Source organism: Streptomyces sp. NPDC088746 (genome assembly GCF_044751065.1).
Classification (GTDB): domain Bacteria; phylum Actinomycetota; class Actinomycetes; order Streptomycetales; family Streptomycetaceae; genus Streptomyces.
The window spans coordinates 44,331-66,448 of the sequence record NZ_JBIVLA010000012.1 but is presented as its reverse complement, the minus strand read 5'-3'; the positions used below and the strand labels follow the sequence as shown (position 1 = coordinate 66,448).

The 22,118-nt window shown below is 70.3% G+C and carries 21 protein-coding genes; 14 read left to right on the top strand and 7 right to left on the bottom strand.

The features are described 5' to 3' along the window. Window positions 1-22: 22 nt before the first annotated feature. Window positions 23-787, bottom strand: coding sequence for a sulfite exporter TauE/SafE family protein (locus tag ACIP63_RS35450; protein ID WP_401524335.1), 765 nt, complete (start codon window positions 785-787; stop codon window positions 23-25). Window positions 788-933: 146 nt separating this feature from the next. Between ACIP63_RS35450 and ACIP63_RS35445 the strand changes: the two genes are divergently transcribed. The 7 genes from ACIP63_RS35445 to ACIP63_RS35415 all read left to right on the top strand — a co-directional run bounded on the left by ACIP63_RS35445 (window position 934) and on the right by ACIP63_RS35415 (window position 9,357). Further along, window positions 934-2,049: a substrate-binding domain-containing protein gene (locus ACIP63_RS35445; protein ID WP_401524332.1), complete on the top strand. Its 1,116-nt coding sequence runs from the start codon at window positions 934-936 to the stop codon at window positions 2,047-2,049. A 102-nt stretch (window positions 2,050-2,151) separates the two neighbouring features. After that, window positions 2,152-3,519 carry an ABC transporter substrate-binding protein gene (locus tag ACIP63_RS35440; protein WP_401524329.1) on the top strand — a complete coding sequence of 456 codons (1,368 nt, stop codon included), beginning with the start codon at window positions 2,152-2,154 and terminating at the stop codon, window positions 3,517-3,519. A 47-nt stretch (window positions 3,520-3,566) separates the two neighbouring features. Continuing rightward, window positions 3,567-4,568, top strand: coding sequence for a carbohydrate ABC transporter permease (locus ACIP63_RS35435; protein WP_401524326.1), 1,002 nt, complete (start codon window positions 3,567-3,569; stop codon window positions 4,566-4,568). Beyond that, complete coding sequence (locus ACIP63_RS35430; protein WP_401524323.1) at window positions 4,565-5,440, top strand: carbohydrate ABC transporter permease; 876 nt, start codon at window positions 4,565-4,567, stop codon at window positions 5,438-5,440. Before ACIP63_RS35435 ends, ACIP63_RS35430 begins: the two co-directional genes overlap by 4 nt. 37 nt (window positions 5,441-5,477) lie before the next feature. Then, on the top strand, window positions 5,478-6,506 hold the full coding sequence (locus ACIP63_RS35425; protein WP_401524320.1) for a hydroxyacid dehydrogenase: 1,029 nt from the start codon (window positions 5,478-5,480) through the stop codon (window positions 6,504-6,506). Continuing rightward, a complete protein-coding gene (locus tag ACIP63_RS35420; RefSeq protein WP_401524317.1) occupies window positions 6,503-8,395 on the top strand; it encodes a DUF2264 domain-containing protein in 1,893 nt (630 codons plus the stop codon). Before ACIP63_RS35425 ends, ACIP63_RS35420 begins: the two co-directional genes overlap by 4 nt. 296 nt (window positions 8,396-8,691) lie before the next feature. Next, on the top strand, window positions 8,692-9,357 hold the full coding sequence (locus ACIP63_RS35415; RefSeq protein ID WP_401524535.1) for a fascin domain-containing protein: 666 nt from the start codon (window positions 8,692-8,694) through the stop codon (window positions 9,355-9,357). Window positions 9,358-9,465: 108 nt separating this feature from the next. On the opposite strand, the gene ACIP63_RS35410 is transcribed toward ACIP63_RS35415, so the two are convergent. The 4 genes from ACIP63_RS35410 to ACIP63_RS35395 all read right to left on the bottom strand — a co-directional run bounded on the left by ACIP63_RS35410 (window position 9,466) and on the right by ACIP63_RS35395 (window position 13,297). Beyond that, the gene (locus ACIP63_RS35410; RefSeq protein ID WP_401524314.1) at window positions 9,466-10,101 is read right to left on the bottom strand and encodes a lactate utilization protein C; all 636 of its coding nucleotides are present in this window, start codon (window positions 10,099-10,101) and stop codon (window positions 9,466-9,468) included. Next, window positions 10,098-11,648 carry a lactate utilization protein B gene (locus tag ACIP63_RS35405; RefSeq protein WP_401524311.1) on the bottom strand — a complete coding sequence of 517 codons (1,551 nt, stop codon included), beginning with the start codon at window positions 11,646-11,648 and terminating at the stop codon, window positions 10,098-10,100. The genes ACIP63_RS35410 and ACIP63_RS35405 overlap by 4 nt, the downstream gene beginning before the upstream one ends. Then, on the bottom strand, window positions 11,645-12,412 hold the full coding sequence (locus ACIP63_RS35400) for a (Fe-S)-binding protein (RefSeq protein WP_401524308.1): 768 nt from the start codon (window positions 12,410-12,412) through the stop codon (window positions 11,645-11,647). The genes ACIP63_RS35405 and ACIP63_RS35400 overlap by 4 nt, the downstream gene beginning before the upstream one ends. Before the next feature lie 153 nt (window positions 12,413-12,565). Then, window positions 12,566-13,297 (bottom strand): FadR/GntR family transcriptional regulator, encoded by a 732-nt coding sequence (locus tag ACIP63_RS35395; protein ID WP_401524304.1) that lies wholly within the window; start codon window positions 13,295-13,297, stop codon window positions 12,566-12,568. 323 nt (window positions 13,298-13,620) lie between these two features. Between ACIP63_RS35395 and ACIP63_RS35390 the strand changes: the two genes are divergently transcribed. Beyond that, entirely contained in the window at window positions 13,621-14,541 is a 921-nt protein-coding gene (locus ACIP63_RS35390) for a DUF2510 domain-containing protein (RefSeq protein ID WP_401524301.1), read from the top strand. 90 nt (window positions 14,542-14,631) lie between these two features. Here ACIP63_RS35390 and ACIP63_RS35385 read toward each other — a convergent pair whose 3' ends face one another. Beyond that, window positions 14,632-15,459 (bottom strand): MerR family transcriptional regulator, encoded by an 828-nt coding sequence (locus tag ACIP63_RS35385; protein WP_401524297.1) that lies wholly within the window; start codon window positions 15,457-15,459, stop codon window positions 14,632-14,634. Window positions 15,460-15,574: 115 nt separating this feature from the next. On the opposite strand from ACIP63_RS35385, the gene ACIP63_RS35380 reads away from it, so the two are divergent. The 6 genes from ACIP63_RS35380 (at window position 15,575) to ACIP63_RS35355 (ending at window position 20,726) form a co-directional block, all read left to right on the top strand. Beyond that, window positions 15,575-17,083 carry an alpha/beta hydrolase gene (locus ACIP63_RS35380; protein ID WP_401524294.1) on the top strand — a complete coding sequence of 503 codons (1,509 nt, stop codon included), beginning with the start codon at window positions 15,575-15,577 and terminating at the stop codon, window positions 17,081-17,083. A gap of 197 nt (window positions 17,084-17,280) precedes the next feature. After that, complete coding sequence (locus ACIP63_RS35375; RefSeq protein ID WP_401524291.1) at window positions 17,281-17,775, top strand: hemerythrin domain-containing protein; 495 nt, start codon at window positions 17,281-17,283, stop codon at window positions 17,773-17,775. 332 nt (window positions 17,776-18,107) lie between these two features. After that, a complete protein-coding gene (locus ACIP63_RS35370; RefSeq protein WP_401524289.1) occupies window positions 18,108-18,536 on the top strand; it encodes an STAS domain-containing protein in 429 nt (142 codons plus the stop codon). Window positions 18,537-18,568: 32 nt separating this feature from the next. Beyond that, on the top strand, window positions 18,569-19,222 hold the full coding sequence (locus ACIP63_RS35365) for a response regulator (RefSeq protein WP_401524287.1): 654 nt from the start codon (window positions 18,569-18,571) through the stop codon (window positions 19,220-19,222). Further along, window positions 19,219-20,328, top strand: a complete 1,110-nt coding sequence (locus tag ACIP63_RS35360) for a PAS domain S-box protein (RefSeq protein ID WP_401524284.1) — start codon at window positions 19,219-19,221, stop codon at window positions 20,326-20,328. The genes ACIP63_RS35365 and ACIP63_RS35360 overlap by 4 nt, the downstream gene beginning before the upstream one ends. Then, entirely contained in the window at window positions 20,325-20,726 is a 402-nt protein-coding gene (locus ACIP63_RS35355) for a response regulator transcription factor (protein WP_401524282.1), read from the top strand. Before ACIP63_RS35360 ends, ACIP63_RS35355 begins: the two co-directional genes overlap by 4 nt. A 39-nt stretch (window positions 20,727-20,765) precedes the next feature. On the opposite strand, the gene ACIP63_RS35350 is transcribed toward ACIP63_RS35355, so the two are convergent. Continuing rightward, a complete protein-coding gene (locus tag ACIP63_RS35350) occupies window positions 20,766-21,725 on the bottom strand; it encodes an anti-sigma factor RsbA family regulatory protein (protein WP_401524280.1) in 960 nt (319 codons plus the stop codon). Window positions 21,726-22,118: the final 393 nt, after the last annotated feature.

Sequence of the window (22,118 nt, the reverse complement as noted above, 5' to 3'; positions counted from 1 at the left end):
GATCCGCTCCCCCGGGCGGTCTTCAGCGCAGCAGCAGCTGGAGGCCGCCCAGGACGGTGGCTCCGATGACGATCCGGTCGAAGAGCTTTTGGTTGATCCGGCCGACGCAGGCACGGCCGAGGTAGGCACCCGGGACGACGAAGAGCACCAGGGCCGCGTCCAGCAGCAGCGACTGCGCGTCGATGAGGCCGAGTCCCACGCTGAAGGGCACCTTGGACGTGTTGACGATCAGGAAGAACCACGCCGACGTTCCCAGGAAGCCGAGCTTCCGGAAGCCCGCGGACAGCAGATAGAGCGACATCACGGGGCCGCCCGCGTTGGCGACCATGGTCGTGAAGCCCCCCAGCACCCCGTAGGTCCGGGCCTTGAGGCGCCCGCCGCGCGAGGGTTCGTCCGTGTCCTCCTCCGCGGGCGGCCGGGGGGCGGCGCGCCGGCGCCAGAGGGTGACGCCCGCCATGAAGAGCAGGATCGCGCCGATGGAGCGGGCCACGGCCTCGTCGTCGGCCCACAGCATGAAGACCGTGCCCGCCACCACGCCCGCGGCGACGGCGGGGAACAGCCGCAGCAGCGTGGGCCAGTGGGCGTGCCGGCGGTAGACCAGCACCGCGAGGACGTCACCGGCGATCAGGATCGGGAGCAGGACTCCGGTCGATTCGCGGGCCGGCAGTACGGCCGCGAAGACCGCGAGGCTGATGGTGTTGGCGCCGCTGACGGCCGTCTTGGAGAAGCCGACGAGCAGGGATGCCGCCGCGAGCGCGACCAGTGGCCACAGTGTGATGGTGTCCATTCCGGATCAGATGGTAGACGTCTCTTCCTCTCGGTGGATCATCGTTCCATCCCGTGAGCGCCTGGAGGGGTGGTCCCTCGCTATGCTGCGATCGCTCAGAGAAACGTTCAAACGAACATCGCACAGCGGTAGGCAAGGGGGCCAGCATGCGGGAGCCGGTTGAGCTGAGGCGCAAGCGCATCCTCGCGGTGGTGCACGCACGCGGTGCGGTCAAGGTGAGTTCGCTCGCCGACGAGCTGGACGTCTCGGCGGTGACGCTGCGGCGGGACGTGGAGGAGCTGGCCAGGACGGGGATGCTGCGGCGCGGGCACGGGGTGGTCCGGCCGGTGGGGGACGCCACGCGCACGACTTCCGTGCCGGCCGCACGGAGCGGAGAGCCGGCCGGGGACACGATCGCCCTGGTCGTCCCGGAGCGGCATTCGTATCTGTACGAGACCCTCTACGGCGCCAGGACCGCCCTGGAGGAGGCCGGGAAACGCATCACCCTGCACATCACCCCGCAGACGGCCGGGGCCGAACGGCCACAGGTGGAGCAGGCCCTGGCCGCGGGCGTGAGCGGGCTGCTGATCGCCCCCCGGTGGCGCAGCGCCGCCGGCGAGGAGGCGGACTACGGGTGGCTCGCCGAACTGGAGGTGCCGACGGTCCTGATGGAGCGGCGGCCCCGGCCCGGCAGCGCGCTGCACGCCATGGACGCGGTGTGCTCCGACCACTGGTACGGCATCCACCTCGCCGTGGACCACTTGATCTCGCTCGGCCACCGCCGGCTCGTCCTCGCCGCCAGGAACGACAGCCCGACGGCGCGCTCGATACGGGCCGCGTTCGCCGACATAGCCGCCTCGCGGCCCGAGGTGGAGGACTGGTCCGTGGTGCTCAGCTCCCCGGACGCGGGCCCCGGGGAACCCGGCACACGGGAGGCGGTCCCGGATCTCACGGCGCTGCTGAGGGAGCGCGGCGTGACCGGCGCCGTCCTGCACGGCGACGAGGACGCCCTGATGCTGGTCCAGCGGCTGGCGGAGAGCGGGATCCGGGTGCCGCGGGACTGCTCCGTGGTGGCGTACGACGATGTCGTCGCGGCGCTGGGCAGCACCGCCCTCACCGCGGTCGCCCCGCCGAGGGCCGAGATCGGCCGGGCGGCGGCGGAGTTGCTCCTGCACCGGCTGGGACACCCGGCCGGCACCACCGGTCCCGTACGCAGGGTGGAGCTGCTCCCCCGCCTCGAAGTGCGCGGATCGACTCAGGAGTTGCCCCGCCCGCATAACTGATCGTTTGAACACTTCAATCTTCTTTTGATCGATCTATTGACCGCTATCGATCAGCCGATCAGTATTCCCCGTGTCTCGAATCAGGAGCCGCGGGAGGCGCACATGCCTGGTCGACAGAGCCGTCGATCCGTGCTCGCCACGATCGCCGCACTGCCTCTGACGGGCGCGCTCAGCGCCTGCGGAGGTGGTGGCGGAGACACACGATCGGGCGGTACGAGCAGTACCGGCAGGAACGTAAGCAGCAGGACCGGCAGGAAGACGCGGATCACCTTCTGGTCCGCCCTGCGGGGCAGTCAGGAGGTCGTGGACGCGTTCAACCGCGCGCACGGCACCATCGAGGTCGATTACCAGCAGGTCCCGTCCGGGACCCAGGGCGGTTACGCCAAGCTCAGCAGCGCCGCCCGGGCCGGCAACGCCCCGGACGTCGCCACCCTCGAATACCCGCAGGTCCCGGGCTTCGCCATCGACGGGGTCTGCCGCGACATCACGGACCTGGTCGGCGAAGGGCTGCGGGCGAAACTGCTGCCGCAGGCCCTGGGGCTGACCACCTTCGAGAAGCGGGTGTTCAGCGTCCCGCTCGACATAGAACCGATGGTGCTGCACTACCGCACGGACCTCTTCGAGCGGTACGGGCTGACCGTCCCGCGTACCTGGGACGACTTCGAGGACGCGGCGAGGACCGTACGGGGCAGAAGCGCTGACCGCCGGATGGCGCTCTTCCCGACGGACGGGGACACGCACCTCGCCGCGTTCGCGTGGCAGGCGGGCGCCCAGTGGTTCGACACGGCGGGCGGCGCCTGGAACGTCTCGCTCGCCGACGCGCCCACCCGACGGGTGTCGGCCTTCTGGCAGCGGCTGACCGACCAGGACCTGGTCTTCATGAACGCGGTGGAGAGCCGTCAGAGCGATGTCCAGATCGGCAATGGCCTGGTGCTCAGCCGGCTCAGCGGCGCGTGGGACGCCGGTGCCCAGATGAAGGCCCGGCCGAAGCAGAAAGGGAAGTGGGCTCTCGCGCCGATCCCCCAGTGGGATGCGTCCGACCCCGGTGTCGGGACCCATGGCGGCTCGACCTTCGCGATCACCAAGGACAGCGCGCACCCGGAGGCCGCGATGGAGTTCATCGAGTGGCAGGTCTCGCATCCGGACGCTCTGCGGGCCCGGCTCTCCAGCGGTGCGAGCAGTCAGTACCCCGCCGCGCCGGGCCTGGTGGACGTGGGCCGGAATGCCTTCGACCGGTCCTACTACGGCGGGCAGGACATCTACACCCTCTTCGAGCAGGAGGCGCAGAAGATCCGCCCGGGCTGGATCTGGGGTCCCCGCATGACGGCGACCGGCAGGCTCATGAAGGACGGACTGGCGCGGGCGAGCGGAGGCCAGGGTTCCATCCTCGGAGCGGTCCGCGCGGCGGAGGAGGGCACCATGCCGGACCTCAAGGCGCTCGGTCTCTCCACCACCCGGCGCTCCACCTGACAGGCGATCCGCATCCCGTTCCCAGCAGCAGAGAGGCAGGTGACACCATGACCAGCGCCACCCCTGTGTCCGTACCGGCGGACGCCCCCGCCCGGCCGTCGCCGGAGAGCCCGGCCGCCGCCGCACCGGCGCCCACCGCCCGCAGGTCCGCCCGGCGTCGCGAACTCGGCGCCTGCGGCGTCCTGATGACGCCGTTCTTCGTCCTTCTGGTGACCGTCTTCCTGATCCCGGTCGCCACCGCCGTCTATCTGAGCTTCTTCAGCGACGACCAGCCCGGGCTCGGCTTCGGCCCCGAGCGGACCGTCTTCGCCGGACTCCGCAACTACGCCGCCGTACTGGCGGACCCGACGTTCCTCAGCGGCCTCGGCGTCGTCGCCCTGTACTGCGTGGTCTACATCCCGCTGATGGTGATCGGCGCCCTCGTGCTGGCACTGCTGCTGGACTCCGGCGTGGTCCGCCTGCGGGGCACCGTCCAGCTCGCCCTGTTCCTGCCGCACGCCGTTCCGGGCATCATCGCGGCTCTGATCTGGCTGTATCTGTACACCCCCGGCATCAGTCCGGTCATCGACCTCCTCGGCACGGCCGACATCACGGTCGACTTCCTCGGGGTGCACATGGTGCTCCCGTCCATCGTGAACATCGCGCTGTGGAGCAACCTCGGCTACAACATGGTCGTGTTCTACGCCGCCCTGCAGGCGGTCCCCCGCGAGGTCATCGAGGCGTCGGTCGTCGACGGCGCGGGGCCGGTCCGCACGGCGCTCCAGGTGAAGGCCCCGCTGGTGCGGTCGTCGATCGTCATGGTCGCGATGTTCACGCTCATCTTCGCGCTCCAGCTCTTCACCGAGCCGATGCTGCTCAGCCAGTCGACCCCGATGATCAACTCGCGCTTCTCACCCAGCATGTACATCTACGACGCGGCGTTCACCCGCAACAACTACGGTCTCGCGGCGGCCGCCTCGGTCATCCTGCTCCTGTGCACGATCGCCCTCTCCTACGGCGTCACCCGCTGGACCAACCGCGCCGACGCCGCCGAGGAGGGCTCCCGATGAGTGCGCCGACCGTCACCCGCACCGCCTCGCCCCTGCGGCCCCGGCTCCTCGGGCGCTCCGTCGTCAACCTGGTGGTCTTCGTCTCGGTGCTCTACACCCTGCTGCCGGTGTTGTGGCTGGTGCTCGCCTCCACCAAGGACCGGGACGCCCTGTTCAGCAGCGACATCCTGTCGACGAGCGGCTTCTCCTTCGTCCAGAACATGAAGGACCTCTTCGCCATGGACGGCGGGCTGTACGGCCGCTGGTACGGCAACAGCCTGCTGTACGCGGTGCTCGGCGCGGCCCTGGGCGCGCTGGTCAGCGTCGCCTGTGGCTACGCCTTCGACAAGTACCGCTTCGCGCACAAGGAGAAGCTGTTCGGCCTGGTGCTGGCCGCTGTCATGGTGCCGCAGACCGTGCTCGCCCTGCCGCTCTATCTGATGGCCTCCGGCGCCGGTCTCGTGAACACCTTCTGGGCGGTGTTCATCCCCGTCCTGTTCAATCCGTTCGGTGTCTATCTCGGCCGGATCTTCAGTCAGGGGTACGTGCCCGACGAGGTCCTCGAGGCCGCGCGGATGGACGGCGCGGGCGAACTGGCCGCCTACTTCCGGGTGGCTCTCCGCATGCTGGGGCCGGGGCTGGTCACCGTGTTCCTCTTCCAGCTCACCGCCATCTGGAACAACTTCTTCCTGCCCATGGTGATGCTCTCCGACCAGGACCTGTATCCGGTCAGCCTCGGCCTGTACTCCTGGAACAGCGCCGCGTCCGTGTCACCCGAGTACTACCCCGTCGTCGTCATGGGCTCGCTGCTCGCGGTGCTGCCCCTGATCCTCGCCTTCGCCCTGCTCCAGCGATTCTGGCGGTCCGGACTGACGGCGGGAGCCGTCAAGTAGCCGTGCCGCCCCGCCCGGACCACCGCACAGGAGAACCATGCCCAGCACTCCCCCCGCACCCCGCCGGCCGCGCGCCGCGCTCGCCATGGGAGCGGAAGCCGCAGCCGCGGTGCTCTCCCCCGACTCCCTGGCGGCGCTGGCCGGGGTGTGCGATCTCGCGCCCCTGCCCGCGATCGACGACTTCACGACCGAGGAGGCCAGGGCCGTACTCGCGGACACGGAGCTCCTGATCACCGGCTGGGGCTGCCCGCCGATCCACGCGGGTGTCCTGGCCGCCGCTCCCGCGCTGCGGGCCGTCGTGCACACGGCGGGCTCGGTGCGCGGCCATGTCACCGACGCCTGCTGGGACAGGGGCATCGAGGTGTCCTCGGCCGCGGCGGCCAACGCGCTCCCGGTCGCCGAGTACACCGTCGCGATGATCCTGCTGTCCGGCAAGCGGGCCATCGAGCGGGCCGGGGAGTACCGGGCCACCCGCACGCGCGACAACTGGCTCGCGATGCCGCCCGGTGTCGGCAACTACCGCCGCACGGTGGGCATCCTGTCCGCCTCGCTGATCGGCCGGCGGGTGATCGAACTGCTCCGGCCGTACGACCTGGAGGTGCTGCTCCACGACCCGTACGTCACGGACGAGGAGGCCGCCGGGCTCGGCGTCCGCCCCGTCTCCCTGGCCGGGCTCTTCGTGGAGAGCGACGTGGTCAGCGTCCACACCCCGCTGCTGCCCGCCACCACGGGGCTGGTCAGCCGCGGGCTGCTCGCCTCGATGCGGCCCGACGCCGTCCTGATCAACACCTCCCGCGGCGCGGTCGTCGACCAGGACGCCCTCACCGGCGTACTGCGTGCCGGCCGGATCCGGGCGGTGCTCGACGTCACCGACCCCGACCCGCTGCCGGCCGGTCATCCGCTGTGGGACTGCGACAACGCGCTCATCACCCCCCATCTCGCGGGTTCCCAGGGCAACGAGCTGCGGCGGCTGGCCGATCTGGCCGTCGGCGAGATCGCCCGGTGGGCCGCGGGCGGCGGCTTCACCCATCCCGTACGACGCGAAAGGCTGGCATTCCTCGCATGACCTCCACCCCCTTTCAACTCCCCTCCGAGGACCGCGCGCGGAGCCCGTACACCGGCTACACCCGGGGCCACTGGGAAGCCGTGGCGGACGGACTGCTGGACGCCGCCTGGAAGTGGGCCACCCCCGGCCGGGCCCTCCTCGACCTGCCGGGCCGCCCGTCCCGCTCGGGGGTCCGGTCCGACGGCCTGGAGGGCTATGCCCGTACGTTCCTCACCGCCGCGTTCCGGGTCGCCGGCGCGGAGGGCGAGGATCCGCACAACTGGCTGGAGCGGTACGCCGACGGGCTCACCGCCGGAACGCGCTCGGCCGGGCGGGACGACGCCGAGTCCTGGCCGCTGATCCTGGACCACACCGTCTTCGGCCAGCCGATGGTGGAGTCGGCCTCGGTGGCGATCGGGCTGCGGCTCACCCGGCCGTGGCTGTGGGACCGGCTGGACGCCACCACGCAGGACCGTGCCGAGGAGTGGCTGCGGGGCGCCCTGCGGCACACGCCCGCACCCAACAACTGGTATCTCTTCCCCTTCTCCGTCGCCGGGTTCCTGGAGTCGGTCGGCCGGGGCGACGCGGAGACGGCGCGGGCCCGGCAGCGGGCGCTCGACCTGCTGGAGGGGTGGTACCGCGGCGAGGGCTGGTACGCCGACGGGGACGGGCGCGCCTTCGACCACTACAACGGCTGGGCGCTGCACCTGTATCCGGTGCTGGACGCGTATCTGTCGGGTGACGCGGAGCTGTCCGCGCACTACGGGGCACGGCTGAGCGAACATCTGGAGAGCTTCTCGCTGATGTTCGGCGCGGACGGCGCTCCGCTGCACTTCGGCCGCTCGCTCACCTACCGTTTCGCGGCGGGTGCGGCGGTCGGGATGGGCGCCGTGTCCGGGCACACCCCTCTGGCTCCGGGCGTCTCGCGCCGGCTGATCAGCGGTTCGCTGCGGTACTTCCTGGAGCGCGGGTCGGCCGGGGACGACGGCCTGCTGAGCCTTGGCTGGCACGGGCCGCACGACGCGACGCTCCAGGTGTACTCCGGTCCGTCGTCGCCGTACTGGGCGTCCAAGGCCTTCGTCGCGCTGCTCGCCCCGGCGGAGCACCCGCTGTGGACCGCGGACGAGGAGCCCGCCCCGAGCGAGGGACCGGACCGGGTGCTGGCGCTCCCGTCGCCGGGGCTGCTGGTGCAGTCGACACGGGCGGACGGCGTGGTGCGGCTGCACAATCACGGCAGTGACCACGCCCGGCCGCACGAGGGCGAGACGGCGGACGTCTCCGACCCGCTCTACGCGCGCCTGGCGTATTCGACGGCCACCGGTCCGACGGCGTCCGCGAACACCGCGGACAACCATCTGTCGGTACGGGTCGGCGGCTCCCGCAGCAGCCGGGTCCGCATCCACCCGCTGGGCGCGGGGCACGGCGAGGGCTGGGGCTGGGCCGCGTCCTGGCACCGCCCGGTCTTCCCGGAGGGCCCGCCGACGGTGCCGGGGCTGCGGGTGGAGAGCGTCACGGTCGTGCGGGGCAGGTACGAACTGCGGGTGCACCGGGTCCTGGGCGCGCCGGCCGGGACACGGGCCGAGCTGACGGGCTGGGCGACGGACCCCCAGGGTCCGGTGCGTTCCGCGCTGCACGGGCTGTACGGCTGGCCGGAGCAGGAGGACGTGCGGGCTCCGCAGGGCACGGCGTTCACGCGGTGGGCCGTGCTGCCCCGGCTGGGCGCCGAAGTGGAGGGGACCGAGGTGCTGGTGGCGCTGGCCTCGCTGACCGGGGAAGCGGACACCGGGCCTCTCGGCGCGGCGGTGAGCGGGGTGGACGTGAACGGGGAGACGGTCACGGTGCGCTGGGCCGAAGACGGTGCGACGACCCGTATCGGCTTCGCACCGCTGGAGGTCACCCACGTTCCCTGAGCCGCTCGGCAAACGGAGAGTTGCACGTGTCTTAACGGAATACTGCGGAACCGGTAATGCAATGGGGCCTTTCCCGGAACTCCACAAAATCCCCTGAAATCATTTCCGGAGATCACGTCGCGCCGTTAGGCTGAGCCCGCTTCGCCGAGTGGTGGAGCAACTGCCGAAACGCCCAGGGAGGGGCGTGGACAGCGGTTTCGGGGTGGGGAATTCAGGGGGCTGCTCCGCCATGGCGAACCCTTTGTCCCACAGGCCCGGAATTCTTTGACGACAAGTGAGGAATACCTGTGCGACGCATCACGTCCGTTTTTCTTTCCCTGAGCGCCCTTGTTGCGGCCTCCGCGCTGGCCGTGCCCGCGGCCGCGGCCGCACCGGCGGCGGACAGGCCGGCCGCCGTGCCCAGCGGCTGGGAGGCGGTGGACGGCGCCGAGCTGGCGCGTACCGCCGAGGGGACAGGCGCCCGGCAGGCACCCTTCGCCGCCGGCGAGGGAGTCTCCGCCACGGCCGGGGTGACCGAACTCGTGGCCCTGCAGTCGGGCCGCAACGCGCAGTTCGTCGCCACCGAGGTGAACTACTCCGCTCCGAACACCGGTGTACTGCGGGCCCGTTCCGTGGAATTCGGCGGGTCCTGGGAGGGCTTCGCCTTCGAGTGGGACGACACCTCGGAGACGTTCGCCATGAAGTCCCTGGCGAACAACCGTTATGTGGCGGTCGAGAAGAACTACACCGGCAGCGCGCAGAACGTACTGCGCGCGCGTTCCACGAGCGTGGGCGGCTGGGAGCGGTTCGTCCTGTACTACAACGAGGTCCTGGACCGCTGGGCGCTCCAGTCCACGCTGAACGGGCTGTTCGTCACCATGGAGAACAGCTACACCGGATCGCTCCAGTACGTGCTGCGCGCCCGGTCGGCCGACATCACCGGGGCCTGGGAGGAGTTCGTCCTCTACGACCTCGGCGCCTGACACCCTGACACGTCTCCGGGGTCCGCGCGGGTCGCGGGCCCCGGGGCCGTGCGGCCTCTACGGGTGTGCGGAGAAGGAGAGCGGCAGTTCCCGCACCGCCCCGGATCCTCAGGCGTCGGTGCGGATCACCACCGCGAGGGTGCGGGGGCCGTGGACGCCTTCCACCCGCTCCAGTTCGATGTCGGACGTGGCCGAGGGGCCGCTGATCAGTGTGGTCGGCCTCTGAGGTACGAGCCGGGCCACCGCCTCCGGGACGCCTGCCACGACGGAGGACAGGTCGACCACGCAGACGTGGAGGTCGGGGACGAGGGACAGGGCGCGCCGGCCCTGCTCGGGCGACCCGTCGAGGAAGATCGTGCCGGTCTCCGCGCAGCTGACGGCGGAGGCCGTCACCACTCCGTCCAGCGCGTCGAGGCTCGGGGCCGGGATGTCCGCCGAGTCCCGCTGGATCTCGCCGTCGTAAGCGGTGAGCCACTGCTCGTCCAGGCCGTCCGGAACGCCGATCCGGCGGGCGCCGCGCTCGTGAAGGATCTCGGCGATCACCTCGGCCGTGCGGTCGGCGGTGCAGGGGTGGACCTGCGCCTTGTAGTCGACGAGCCGGTCGGTCAGCAGCTCCAGACGTTCCGCGTCCGGGAGGGTCCGGCCGGTGCGGTATGCGCGGGGGATCTCGACGCCGGGGGCGGGGGCGATGGCCAGCGCGTCCCTGATCCGGCCGAGCACCGTGTCGCGCGCGGTGGTCGTCACTGTTCCTCCTGGTGGTCGTCGGCGCGCCGGGCGGCGCCCTCCTCCGCGGCTTCCCGCAGGGTGGCCGTACCTTCGGCGGAGGCCAGCCAGGAGCGGAAGGACTGCTTGGGCGGTGCCGCGGTGTCGCGGCTGTCGCTCCAGCCGTCGAACGGTGCGGGCAGGTGGGAGATGGTGCGGTCGCGTCCGCCTACGCCGACGGAGCGGCTGAGCGAGGCGGCCTTCTGCGCGGCCGTGTAGATCTTCGGCGACTTCATCACGGTGGCGGCGGCCTTCATCGCCAACTTCTCCGCCGTGGTGCCGGTCTGTTCGGTGTGCTGGTGGCGGAGTTCGACCAGCAGCGAGGGGATGTCGATCTTGACCGGGCAGGCGTCGAAGCAGGCACCGCAGAGGCTGGAGGCGTACGGCAGCGAGCTGTTGGGGTCGTCCTTCGCGGCGTGCATCCCGGCGAGCTGCGGGGTGAGTACGGCGCCGATGGGGCCGGGGTACGTCGAGCCGTAGGCGTGCCCGCCGGCCCGTTCGTACACCGGGCAGACGTTGAGACAGGCCGAGCAGCGGATGCAGTTGAGGGCTTCGCGGCCGACCTTGTCGGCGAGCGCGGCCGTGCGCCCGTTGTCGAGGAGGACGAGGTGGAACTGCTGCGGGCCGTCCCCGGGGGTGACCCCGGTCCACATCGACGTGTAGGGGTTCATCCGCTCACCGGTGGAGGAACGCGGCAGCAGCTGGAAGAAGACTTCCAGGTCCTGGAAGCGCGGCAGGACCTTCTCGATACCCATCACGGTGATCAGGGTGTCGGGCAGGGTCAGGCACATCCGGCCGTTGCCTTCGGACTCGACGACGGAGAGGGTTCCGGACTCGGCGATGCCGAAGTTCGCACCGGAGACGGCCACCTTGGTGGTCATGAACCTCTCGCGCAGATAGGCGCGGGCGGCGGCGGCCAGATGCGCGGGCACGTTGTCGAGCGCGGGGTCGACACCGGGGATCTCCTTGAGGAAGATCTCCCGGATCTCGTCGCGGTTGCGGTGGATCGCGGGGACCAGGATGTGCGAGGGCTTGTCGTGTGCGAGCTGCACGATGAGCTCTGCGAGGTCGGTCTCGTAGGGCGTGATGCCCTCGGCCTCCAGGTGTTCGTTGAGGCCGATCTCCTGCGTGGCCATCGACTTGACCTTGATGACGTCACTGCTGCCGGTGTCCTTGATCAGCCGGGTGACGATCTCGTTGGCCTCGACGCCGTCGCGCGCCCAGTGGACGGTGCCGCCGTGCTCGGTGACCTTTCGTTCCAGCTGCTCGAGCAGCTCGGGCAGCCGGTTCATGGTGTCGGTCTTGATGGCCGATCCGGCGTCACGCAGCTCTTCCCAGTCCGGGAGTTCGCCGGTGACGTCGATGCGCTTGGCACGGATGGTGCGGGTGGCCCGGCCGAGGTTGCGGCGCAGCTGCTCGTTGCGCAGTTCGTCGTGGGCGGCCTTGGGGAACGTACGCTCCCCCCGGAGGTTCCCGGTCCCGTACGGGGAGCGGGGCGGGGCGGCGGGCATGCCGAGGAACGTGCTCATCGGGCGGCCTCCATCAGGGCGTACGGCGCGGTGCGGGTGGAGCCGAGGATCTGGGCGAGATGCAGCGTGCGCGTACCGGACTTGATGCGGGAGAGTCCGCCGCCGATGTGCATCAGGCAGGAGGAGTCCCCTGCGGAGCAGACATCGGCCTTCGTGGCGGAGATGGCGCGCATCTTGTCCTGGAGCATCGCGGTGGAGGTCTCGGCGTTCTTGACGGCGAAGGTGCCGCCGAAGCCGCAGCAGGAGTCCGCCTCCGGCAGCTCGACGAGGTCGATCTCCTCGACGGCGCGCAGCAGCCGCAGCGGCTTGTCACCGACCCGCAGCATCCGCAGGGAGTGGCAGGTGGGGTGGTAGGTGACACGGTGCGGGAAGTACGCGCCGACCTGGGTGACTCCGAGGACGTCGACGAGCAGCTCGGAGAGCTCGTACGTCTTGGCCTTGACCGTGGCGACCCCGGCGCGGAGCGCGGCGTCGCCGTACCGCTCGGCGACGATCTCGTGCTGATGACGCACCGAGCCGGCACACGATCCGGACGGCATGACGACCGCGTCGATCGAGGCGTCCCCGAACTGCTCGGCGAAGTTACGCACCAGCGGGACGGGTTCGCGCTGGTAGCCGGTGTTGACGTGCATCTGGCCGCAGCAGGTCTGGTCCGGCGGGAAGACCACCTCGTGGCCCAGGCGGGCGAGCAGCACCGCGGTGGATTTCACCGCCTCCGGGAACAGCGTGTCTCCCAGACAGGTGGCGAAGAGTCCGATACGCATGGGGCCTCCTCGATCGATTTATGGTCCGACCATACTAGCCTCGGTCCGCATGGGAAAGTCTGCGGGCACGCCGGGTCGGGGAAACGCCGAACGGGAGCGGGGACGGTGCGTGTGCACCGTCCCCGCTCCCGTTCGGCTTGAGCCGTCCCGTTCCTACCGGGCGCCGTTCTCGTCGACCAGCGTTCCGTGGAGGCCCCGGATGTGTTCCTCCACCAGGTCCGCGGCCTCGCCACCCCGGCCCTCGCGTACCAGCCGCAGCAGTTGAGCGTGCTGGGCATTGAGGGCGCCCGCCGTCCGCGGCCAGTCGTCGGCGTCCTCCAGGGCCCGAAGGATCAACGGGCGGACCGATTCGCGCACCGCCGAGGTGAGTGTGGAGGTGAGCGCGTTGCCGGAACTCCCGGCGATCAGCACATGGAAGCGGGTGTCGAGATCGTTGAACTCGTCCACGTCCACGCCCGGGTCCCCCATCCGCCGGACGAGCTCCTCCGCCGCGTCGAAGTCCTCGGCCCGGGCGTGCCGGGCGGCGGCCTCCCAGCTCGACCGCTCCAGGACGACGCGTGCCTCCAGGACGTCGTGCAGGCTGTAGCTGCCGAGCGCGAAGTGCAGGCGCAGCAGACGGCCGAGCGCGTCGTCCGGGTTGCGCACGATGCGCGCCCCGGAGTCCGGGCCCCGGCCGGGCTGGGCGACCAGGACGCCGATGGTCTCCAGCACCCTGAGCGCCTCGCGCAGCGCGGACCGGCTGACGCCGAGCACCGGCGCGAGCTCCCGCTCGGGCGGCAGGCGGTCACCCGCTTTGAGCTCTCCGGCGAAGACCTGCTCCTCGATACTCTGGAGGACGAGCTCATGGGTGCGGGACTGCCGTACGGGTTGCCACTCGACGGGCATCCGCTACTCCCTGTTCCGGGCGATACGCATACCCCGACTATGTCACACAGGACATGTGGTCGGACCACAGATTCCGACGGCGAGCCAGAGCCACGTGATGCCGGGGTGCCTGCGGACGCGGAGCTTCCCGGCCGGGAGCGCCGGTGCTTTCGGGCGGCACGGCGAGGAGCCGTCCAGATGCTCGTGCCACGGCATCGGCCGCAGGACGGCCTGGCGGTGCACGCGGGGTCGCCCGGCTCCGACGGGCACGGCGACCTCGGGGGTGACTACGACCACGCTGTGCGTTTCATAGGATTCTCACCCAGTGCGCCTACGGTGCTCTCGTGACCCAGACGACCCCGCCCGGCTGGCATCCAGACCCCGGGCACTCAGGAATCGGCCCCCTTCATGAACGCTGGTGGGACGGGAGCCACTGGACCGACCAGCTCCGGATACCTCCTGCGACGGTCCGGCGACGCCGCATACGCATCGGCGCGGGCATAGCCGCCGGCATCGTCGTACTCGCGGCCGTCGGTGGCGGCGCGTACCTGCTGGGCGACAGCTCGGACGACCGCGCCGGGACCGCGTCCACGGGCCCCGCCCCCTCGGGGAGCCCGCGCATGCCGGGCGCCCCGGACGGCGGCGGGCAGGACGGCGGCGGGAGCGGCGGACAGGACGGCGGCGGGGGCCAGAGCCCCGATCAGCAGCTGCCGCAGACCGAGGAGGGATACGCGACCGACGCGGCCAGCGGCATAAGCATCCCCGTACCGGACGGCTGGACAGGCCAGTCCGGACCGATCGGTGCGGGGGTGACGACCGGCGAATACGCCTGCCCAGGCGACGAGTCCGAGAAGTGTGTGCGCGGCGGGGTGTTCTCCGCACCGGCTCAGGCCCTGAAGGTCGAGGCGACCACGGCGAAGGCCGCGGCGGAGGCCGACATCAAGGCCAACGCCGAGGAGTCGTACGGCGAGAAGATCTACGGCGGCATCACCTCTCACGAGGAGCTCAAGTCCGAGGCCGTCACGGTCGCCGGGCAGAAGGGCTATCAGGTGCGTTGGAAGGTGGTGACGAAGAACGGCGACGACGGATACGTCGAGTCGCTCGCGTTCCCCTCCCCCAACGTCGAGGGCATGCTGGTGGTTGTCCGCTCGGGCTTCGACATCAACGCCGAGGCGCCGAAGCTCTCGGTGCTGGACGACATCACCAAGGGCATCAAGGAGGCGGAGGGCGCCGGTTCCGGCTCCGACGCGGGTGAGACCGCCTGAGGCGTCCGACCACGGACGGAGGCCGTACCGGAGAGTTCCGGTACGGCCTCCTTCGTTCGGTTCACGCGCTGGAACGCACCGTCCACGCTGTCACGTCCCGGCGGCGTCGTCCTCCGCGAGCAACGCGTGGACACGCTGGAGGACGTCGAGCTGGGCCTCGTTGTAGAACTCGACCAATGTGTGGACGACAACCGACTGGGTGATCTCCGCTTCCCGGCGGGAGGAGGCCTCCAGGTCGCTCAGGAAAGGCCGGTCCTCCTGCTGCTGGCGCGTTTCGGGAGCGAGGCCTTCCGCGATCCGCTGCCGCATGTCCTCGGGCGCGTCCGCGGGGAGGGCGTCGAACTGCTCGGCGACGTCGCTGCGAGGCGCGGCGAGCTGCTCCTGGAGCGCCGACATCGCCACGGGGGTGAGAATGCTGGAGTAGGCCAGCAGGAAGGACCGTTGAGCCTCCGGCAGATCGCGGGCGAGCGGCTCGAAGTCCGCGGGCAGGTCGATCGAGGCCCGGTCGTCCAGGATCGCCGCCAGTTCCCCTCGCATCCGCCGCTGGCGTTCGATGCTCGCCGCGAGCTCTGCGTCCAGGGCACGCAGGATCTGCTTCCCCCTCTCGTCGGCTGCCTCGACCGAGGGGATGTCCGACAGCGGCACGCCGAGATCGACCAGCCTGCGGAGGCGCAGCAGGCGGACCAGGTGCTTGATGCCGTACCGCTTGTAGCCGTTGGCCGCCCGTTCCGGCTCGTCCAGCAGTCCGACCTCGTGGTAGTGCCGGACGGTTTTCAGTGTCGTGCCCGCGAGTTCGGCCAGCTGTCTCGTGCTCCACGCCACCGGCAGACCCTTTCCTGGGGTGCTCCGCTCCTCGCCGCCGTCGCCGTCGGCGTCCTGCCGGCCGGCGGGGCGGTCTCCGGGAGAGGTCCCATTCAAGACCGTGCCCCAGGGGCATGGTCAACCCTCGACCACACCGGCTTGACCATGCCCCGAGGGCACGGAGTGCGATGGGTGGCGACCACAGCCGCGCAACGGGAATCGGAGACCGGACATGAAACGACAACGCGGTATCGGCCGCAGCTCGGCCCTGGTGGTCGTCCTCGGCCTCGCCGGCTCGCTGCTCGTGCCCCCGGCCGTCGCGGCAGGACCACAGACCCCGCAGGTGCGTTGGGACGTCTGCCCCGACGACGTCGTGGCCGAAGCGGCTCCGACGGTGCTGCGGTGTGCCACCGTGCCCGTGCCGGTGGACCACTCCGACCCCGGGGGCGCCCGTATCGACCTCATGATCTCCCGGCTGGCCAGTACGAACCCGGACAAGCGCCGCGGGACGCTCATGCTCAACCCGGGCGGCCCGGGAGGGTCCGGACTGGCACTGCCCGCGCTGCTGGTGGCCCAGGGCCTGCCCGACGGCGTCCTGGACAGCTACGACCTGATCGGCATGGACACCCGCGGCATCGGGCACTCGGCCCCTGTTTCGTGCGGGCTCACCCCGGACGGCCCTTACATCTCCAACATCCCTCCGTACGCGGTGGACGACGCGGCGGTCTCCGCGCAGGCGAAGGTGGCCGAACAGGTGGCCGAGCAGTGCGCAAGCCATGACAGCGACGGGTTGCTGCGCCACCTGACCACGGCGAACACCGCCCGCGACCTGGACCTCATCCGGGCCGCGCTCGGCGAGGAGAGGACCAGCTATCTGGGCTACTCCTACGGCACAGCGCTGGGCGCCGCCTACGCGTCGATGTTCCCCGAGAGGTCGGACCGCATCGTGCTCGACAGCAACATCGGTGACACCCACCTCGACCGCGACGGCATGCGCCGCTACGCCCTCGGGATGGAGCAGTCGTTCCCCGACTTCGCGAAGTGGGCAGCCGCCCGGCACGACAGTTACGGGCTGGGCCGCACTCCCGCGCAGGTCCGCAGGACCTACCTCACGCTCGCCGAACGGCTCGACAAGGCTCCGGTGGCAGGCTTCGACGGCAATCTGTTGCGACTGTCGACCTTCGGCCAGCTGTTCAAGAAGATGCAGTACCCGAAGCTGGCTCAGCAGTGGCAGACACTGGCCGACGGTGACTCCACGGCGACCCGCCGCCTGCTGTCCGAGAACGCCACCGCAGGCGACGCGCCTTCCTCGTTCGACAATTCCTTGTCGGTGTTCCTGGCCGTGACCTGCAACGACATCAAGTGGCCCGAGGACGTCGGCACCTACCGGAGCGGCGTTGCCGGGGACCGCGAGCGCTACCCGCTCCTCGGCGCCGCGACCGCCAACATCACACCCTGCGCCTTCTGGCCGTACGACCCGGCCGAGCCGCCCGTCGCGGTCGACGACGACGGGCCGAGGAACGTCCTCCTCGTACAGAACCTGCGCGACGCGCCGACACCGCACGTCGGCGGGAAGATGCTGCGTCACAACTTCGCGGACCGCTCCCGGCTGCTCAGCGTCGATGACGGCGGGCACGGAGCCTACGTCCTGGGTGACAACGCCTGCGCGCTGAACACCACCACCCGCTACCTCGTCGAGGGCCGGATGCCCGGCAAGGACACGTACTGCCCCGCAGGCTGATCCCCGTACCGGTCGGCGCAGCGGCGGCCCACGGCATGTTCGCTCCGCCGTGTCGATCACCGGCTCCGGCTCCCGCCTTTCATGGCCAGGGGGGTGGCACCGGTCTCGCGCCGGGGCCGCCCCGGTCGGGCTGTCCTCGCTTGTCTGCTTCTCTCGGGGGTAGCAGACAAGCCACTGGTTGAGGAGAGGAGCTCGTGGTGTCCGAAGCGCGTGACGTGGTGGCCGTGATTCTTGAGGACCATCGCAGCATGGAGGAGCTGCTGCGGCGCATGCGGAGCGTCGAGGCGGACCGAGAATCGGCCCTGCGCGACTTTGCCGCGCTCCTGATCGCCCACGGAGAGGCCGAAGAAGCTGAGGTGTACCCCGCACTCAAGCGATTCCGGAACGTGGACAACGAGGAAGTCGAGCATGGAGAAGAGGAGCACCACGAGGGCAACGAGGCCCTCCTCGCCCTGATGGAAGTGGAGGAGGTCGGCTCCGACGAGTGGGACGAGAAGCTGGAGGAGCTCGCCACAGCCGTGACCCACCACCTCGACGAGGAGGAGCGCACGATCCTCAACGGAGCCCGGGAGAACGTGCCTGACGGGCGCCGCGCCGAACTCGGCGCGGTCTTCCTCCGCGACCGGGCGAAGCATCTGAAGGCCGACTGCGGGACCATCGACAGTGTCCGCGCGGTCGTCCGGGCGCACTGAACCTCACAGCTGTACGCGGGCACCCATCCGGACAGACCGGGTGGGTGCCCGTCGGCTGACGCGCCCGAGAAAACAGAATTCGGCCGGCCCGGTTGAAGCCCGCAGGCAACTCGATCCTCTGTCCACGCTTTCCGCGCGGCCCGCCGCTGTCTCCGGTCGGCGCGTATTGACTTCCACACCTAGTGCAGATTCACTAGATCCGTACTGATGCCATCGCACTATGAGGTAGTGATGCGGCAACTGACGGCAGGTGGCCCCTCCGCAGGAGGGGCTCGTGGGACCGTGCCGCGCAGGCACGCGCAGCACGTGGGCACGGAGAGGTGCGGGACGCTGTGACCGTTCACCCGTTCACGTCGCATGTCGTGGTTCATGCGGGCGCCGCGCGAGTGACTCTCGCCGGCGAACTCGACCTGGACACCGCCCCCCACGTCCTGGAAGCGGTAACAGCTTGTCTGGCGAAGCAGCCGACGAGCCTCTGCCTCGATCTGACCGGTGTTTCCTTCTGCGACTGCGCCGGCCTGAGTTCCTTGCTCAGGGCACGGACGTCCGCCCTTCGGGCAGGCGTGGATCTTGTCGTGGAAGGCGTCGGAAGCCAGCCGGCACGGCTGCTCACCCTCATCGGGGCCGACGAGATCCTCTTCGAGAGGATCGGGCGCACGGACACGGAGCTGGCTCGCCGCCCTTCGGAAGCGGCCGCAACGCGCGGTGACGCAGAGCCGGCGGCTACCGCGGAGTCGCCGCTCCGCGGCCTTCTGGCATGATCATGCGATCCGCCACCTGCAAGGAAGCACCGATGCCTTCACCTTCCCGCAGCCGCCCGGTCAGGATCCTGTTGGTCGAGGACCACGACATGGTGGCTGAGGCGATCTGCCTCGCCCTGGAGCGCTCGCCCGATCTGCACATCGTGGCGCGCTCGGCGTCGGTGGCGTCGGCATTGGCCGACGCGAGGCGATGCGAGCCGGATGTCGTACTGATGGACCGGCGCCTGCCGGACGGTGACGGAGTCACGGCCATCGCCGATCTGCTGGCACTCGTTCCGGACGTACGCGTCCTGGTCCTGACGGGCGAGGGCAGCGGGTCGGTGGCCGCGCGCGTCGCCGAGGCGGGCGGAGCCGGCCTGATCCTGAAGGCCCGCGGTCTGCACGAACTGGAGGACGCTGTCCGTCGGGTGGCGGCGGGCGAGGTGGTGTTCAGCCAGGAATGGCTGGGCGACGTGCTGGAAAGGCTGACCGGCAGGGCGCCGGGGCTCGGCGCGAACCTGACTCCGCGGGAGCGGGAAGCTCTTCATCTGCTCGGGGAGGGCTGCGGCACCGCGGAGATCAGCGATCGGCTGGGGGTCGCCCTCAACACGGGCCGCAACCATGTACAGCGGGTGCTGGAGAAGCTCGGCGCCCGTTCCCAGCTGGAAGCCGTGACGATCGCGCGACGTGAAGGGCTCCTCAAGTGACGCCAGAGCCTGGACAGCAGGGGCCTGAGCGGAAACAGGCCGCTCCGCTGTCGGAAGCGGCGTTCACACTGCTGGTTCAGGGTGTGATGGACTACGGAATCTTCATGCTCGACCCGCAGGGCTACATCATCAGCTGGAACGCTGGGGCCGAGCGGATCAAGGGATACAGAGCCTCGGACATCCTCGGACAGCACTTCTCGGTCTTCTACCCGCCTGAGGACAAGTCGTCGGGCAAGCCGCAGTGGGAGCTGGAGACCGCTGTGGCCGAAGGCAGACTGGAGGACGAGGGATGGCGCGTCCGCAAGGACGGCTCCCGATTCTGGGCGAACGTGGTCATCACCGCGTTGTGGGACGAGGCGGGCGTGCTGCAGGGCTTCGGCAAGGTCACCCGGGACATGTCCGAACGGCGGGCAGCGCAGGACGCCCTCATCGAGCGACGCCGGTTGTTCAATCACCTGGTCCAGGCGCAGGAGACCGAGCGACGACGCATCGCATGGGATGTCCACGACGACTCCATCCAGGCGATGGTCGCTGTGGGCATGCGGCTGGAACTGCTGGCGGAGCGGGTGCCGGAGTCGCATTCCGCGGAGCTGCAGCGTCTCGACGCGTCGGTGCGTGAGGCCATCGGCCGGCTGCGCAGTCTCACCTTCCGGCTGCACCCGCCCGGGATCGACAGGCATGGCCTCGTCGAAGCGCTTTCCAGTCACTTGGACGACGTCGTGGGCTCCTCCTGGGGGATGGCCTACTCGTTCGAGCACCAACTGGACCGAGCCCCCACGCCCGAGACGGCCATCACCATCTTCCGTATCGTCCAGGAAGCATTGCTGAACGTGCACAAGCACGCACGTGCCGGCAGAGTCGACATCCGCGTCACGTCGGCTGACAGGGGCATCGTGACGCGTGTCCAAGACGACGGAACCGGCGCGCCGATGTCCCAGGACGGCAGCCGCGAGCACTTCGGGGTCATCGAGATGCGGGAGAGAGCAGAGACGGCAGGCGGATGGTGGTCCATGCACAGCCACCCCGGAACGGGGACGACGGTCGAGTTCTGGGTGCCGAATCCCCTGCCGCTTCCGGACTCGGCGCCGACGGACGGAGCACCGTGACCCCGGCGGCACCGGACGGCTCCCCCGGCTCACCGTTCAGCGTGATCCTGTGTGATGACAACGTGACGCTCCTGGGCACCCTGAGCGAGGTCGTGCAGGCACAGCCCGATCTGAAAGTCGTGGGCACCGCGTGCAACGGCGAGCAGGCGCTTCGACTCACTGACCTTCATCAACCTGACCTCGTGATCCTGGACGTCCGCTTCCCCGGCGGCGGCCCCTCCGTCGCCAGGGACATCGGACGGTCTTCACCGGCCAGCCGGATCGTCGCGTTCTCCGCGTACGACGACAAGGGCTCCGTCGAGCAGATGATGAGCGCCGGCGTCACCGAGTACGTGCTCAAAGGCGCGAGCAACAAGGAACTCGTCGCGGCTCTGCGCCGAGCGGCAGCACAACGCTGAGGGCCGGCCGAGTCCGGTCCGTCACGGGGGCTGCCCGGATCACTCCAGGCCCATGTGGAGACGCAGGACGAGCCCCTGCTCCACCGCTCGGATCTCGACCAGATCGCATACCTGGTGCATGATCCACACACCTCGGCCTCCGGTCGTCCCCCGGGGGTCGGGGCGGCGGCGGCCTGTGAGGGGATCGGCAAGGAGGCCCTGGTCGCGGATCTCCGCGACGAGCTCGCCGTCGGTACACCACATGCGCAGCGTCCCGCGGCCGCCCCCATGACGCACGGAGTTGCTGGTCGCCTCTCCTACGGCGAGGAGCCAGTCCGTGCGGCGGGCCGGCGGCAGGCCTGCGCCGGCCGCCCAGCGAGCAGCTTCGTCGCGTACGAACGCCAGACCCTTCTCGCCGAACGGGACGACGACGGCGTCCCGCGGCTCGGGCAGCGGGGTGTCGCAGTCGCGGCAGACCTCGTGGGGATCGGCGTAGCGGGAGCTGGCACGGTACGCCCCCGTATCCCCGACCGTCGGGTGGGTGCGGTACGCCTGTGCGAGCACGTCGTCGGGCAGCGCCGTGTCGTAGGGGCACAGGATGCTGACCGGGCGCCCGGTGAAAGCGACGTTGATCAGCGCCTCGTGGCGAGTCGCCTCCCACGCCTCCGCCGGTGTACGCCCGACCCAGATCGGCTCTCCCACGATCGACGCCTGTGCGCGTGCGTCCCCCGCACGGTCCGCGAACTCCTGGAGCATCGAGAGGATACGTCCTGGATTGCGCCCTGCCTGGCGCATATCCACCCACTTGACGTGCTTGTGGTTGCCCTCCACGAGGTCCCGCAGCAGCGAAAGGCGCCGCCCGGGCACAGCCACCAGCACCGAGTGCTCCTGGTCCAGGGCATCCTGGACAAAGGTCCCGACTCCGTCGCGGTAGTCGTCCTCGGTGCCGTAGAACAGTGCCGGATGGTGGAAAGCGGCCTGCCGGCCGGGGCCGGCCGAGGTCGGCCCGTAGGTTGTCATCGGTCCACGACCTCCGGTCCGCCGCGGACCGAGGCGCCGAGATGTTCGGCCCACTGCCGGTCGTCGGAGGAAACCACGCTGGAGTGGTGTCCCGCCCGCGGTTCCCACTCAGAAGGCGCGGCCCTCCTTCGCGCCATCGGCATGTTGCGCCCCCTCGCCCCGTCCGATGCAGCTGTGCTGCACATGGAATCACACGGATGCGATGCGCCTGGTGCCCTCCACCGGGCCGGAGACTCGTCGCTTCGCAGGGTGCGAGGGTTCGACGGGCGGATCGAGCGCATTCGCCGGGCCGGCATCGTCGCTCGCTTGCTCGGCTACGCACAGGTGACGGGGCTGACCTGGTTCACCGATGCCGGGGTCCAGGTTCATGTGGCCCCGGCTGGTCCCCAGGAA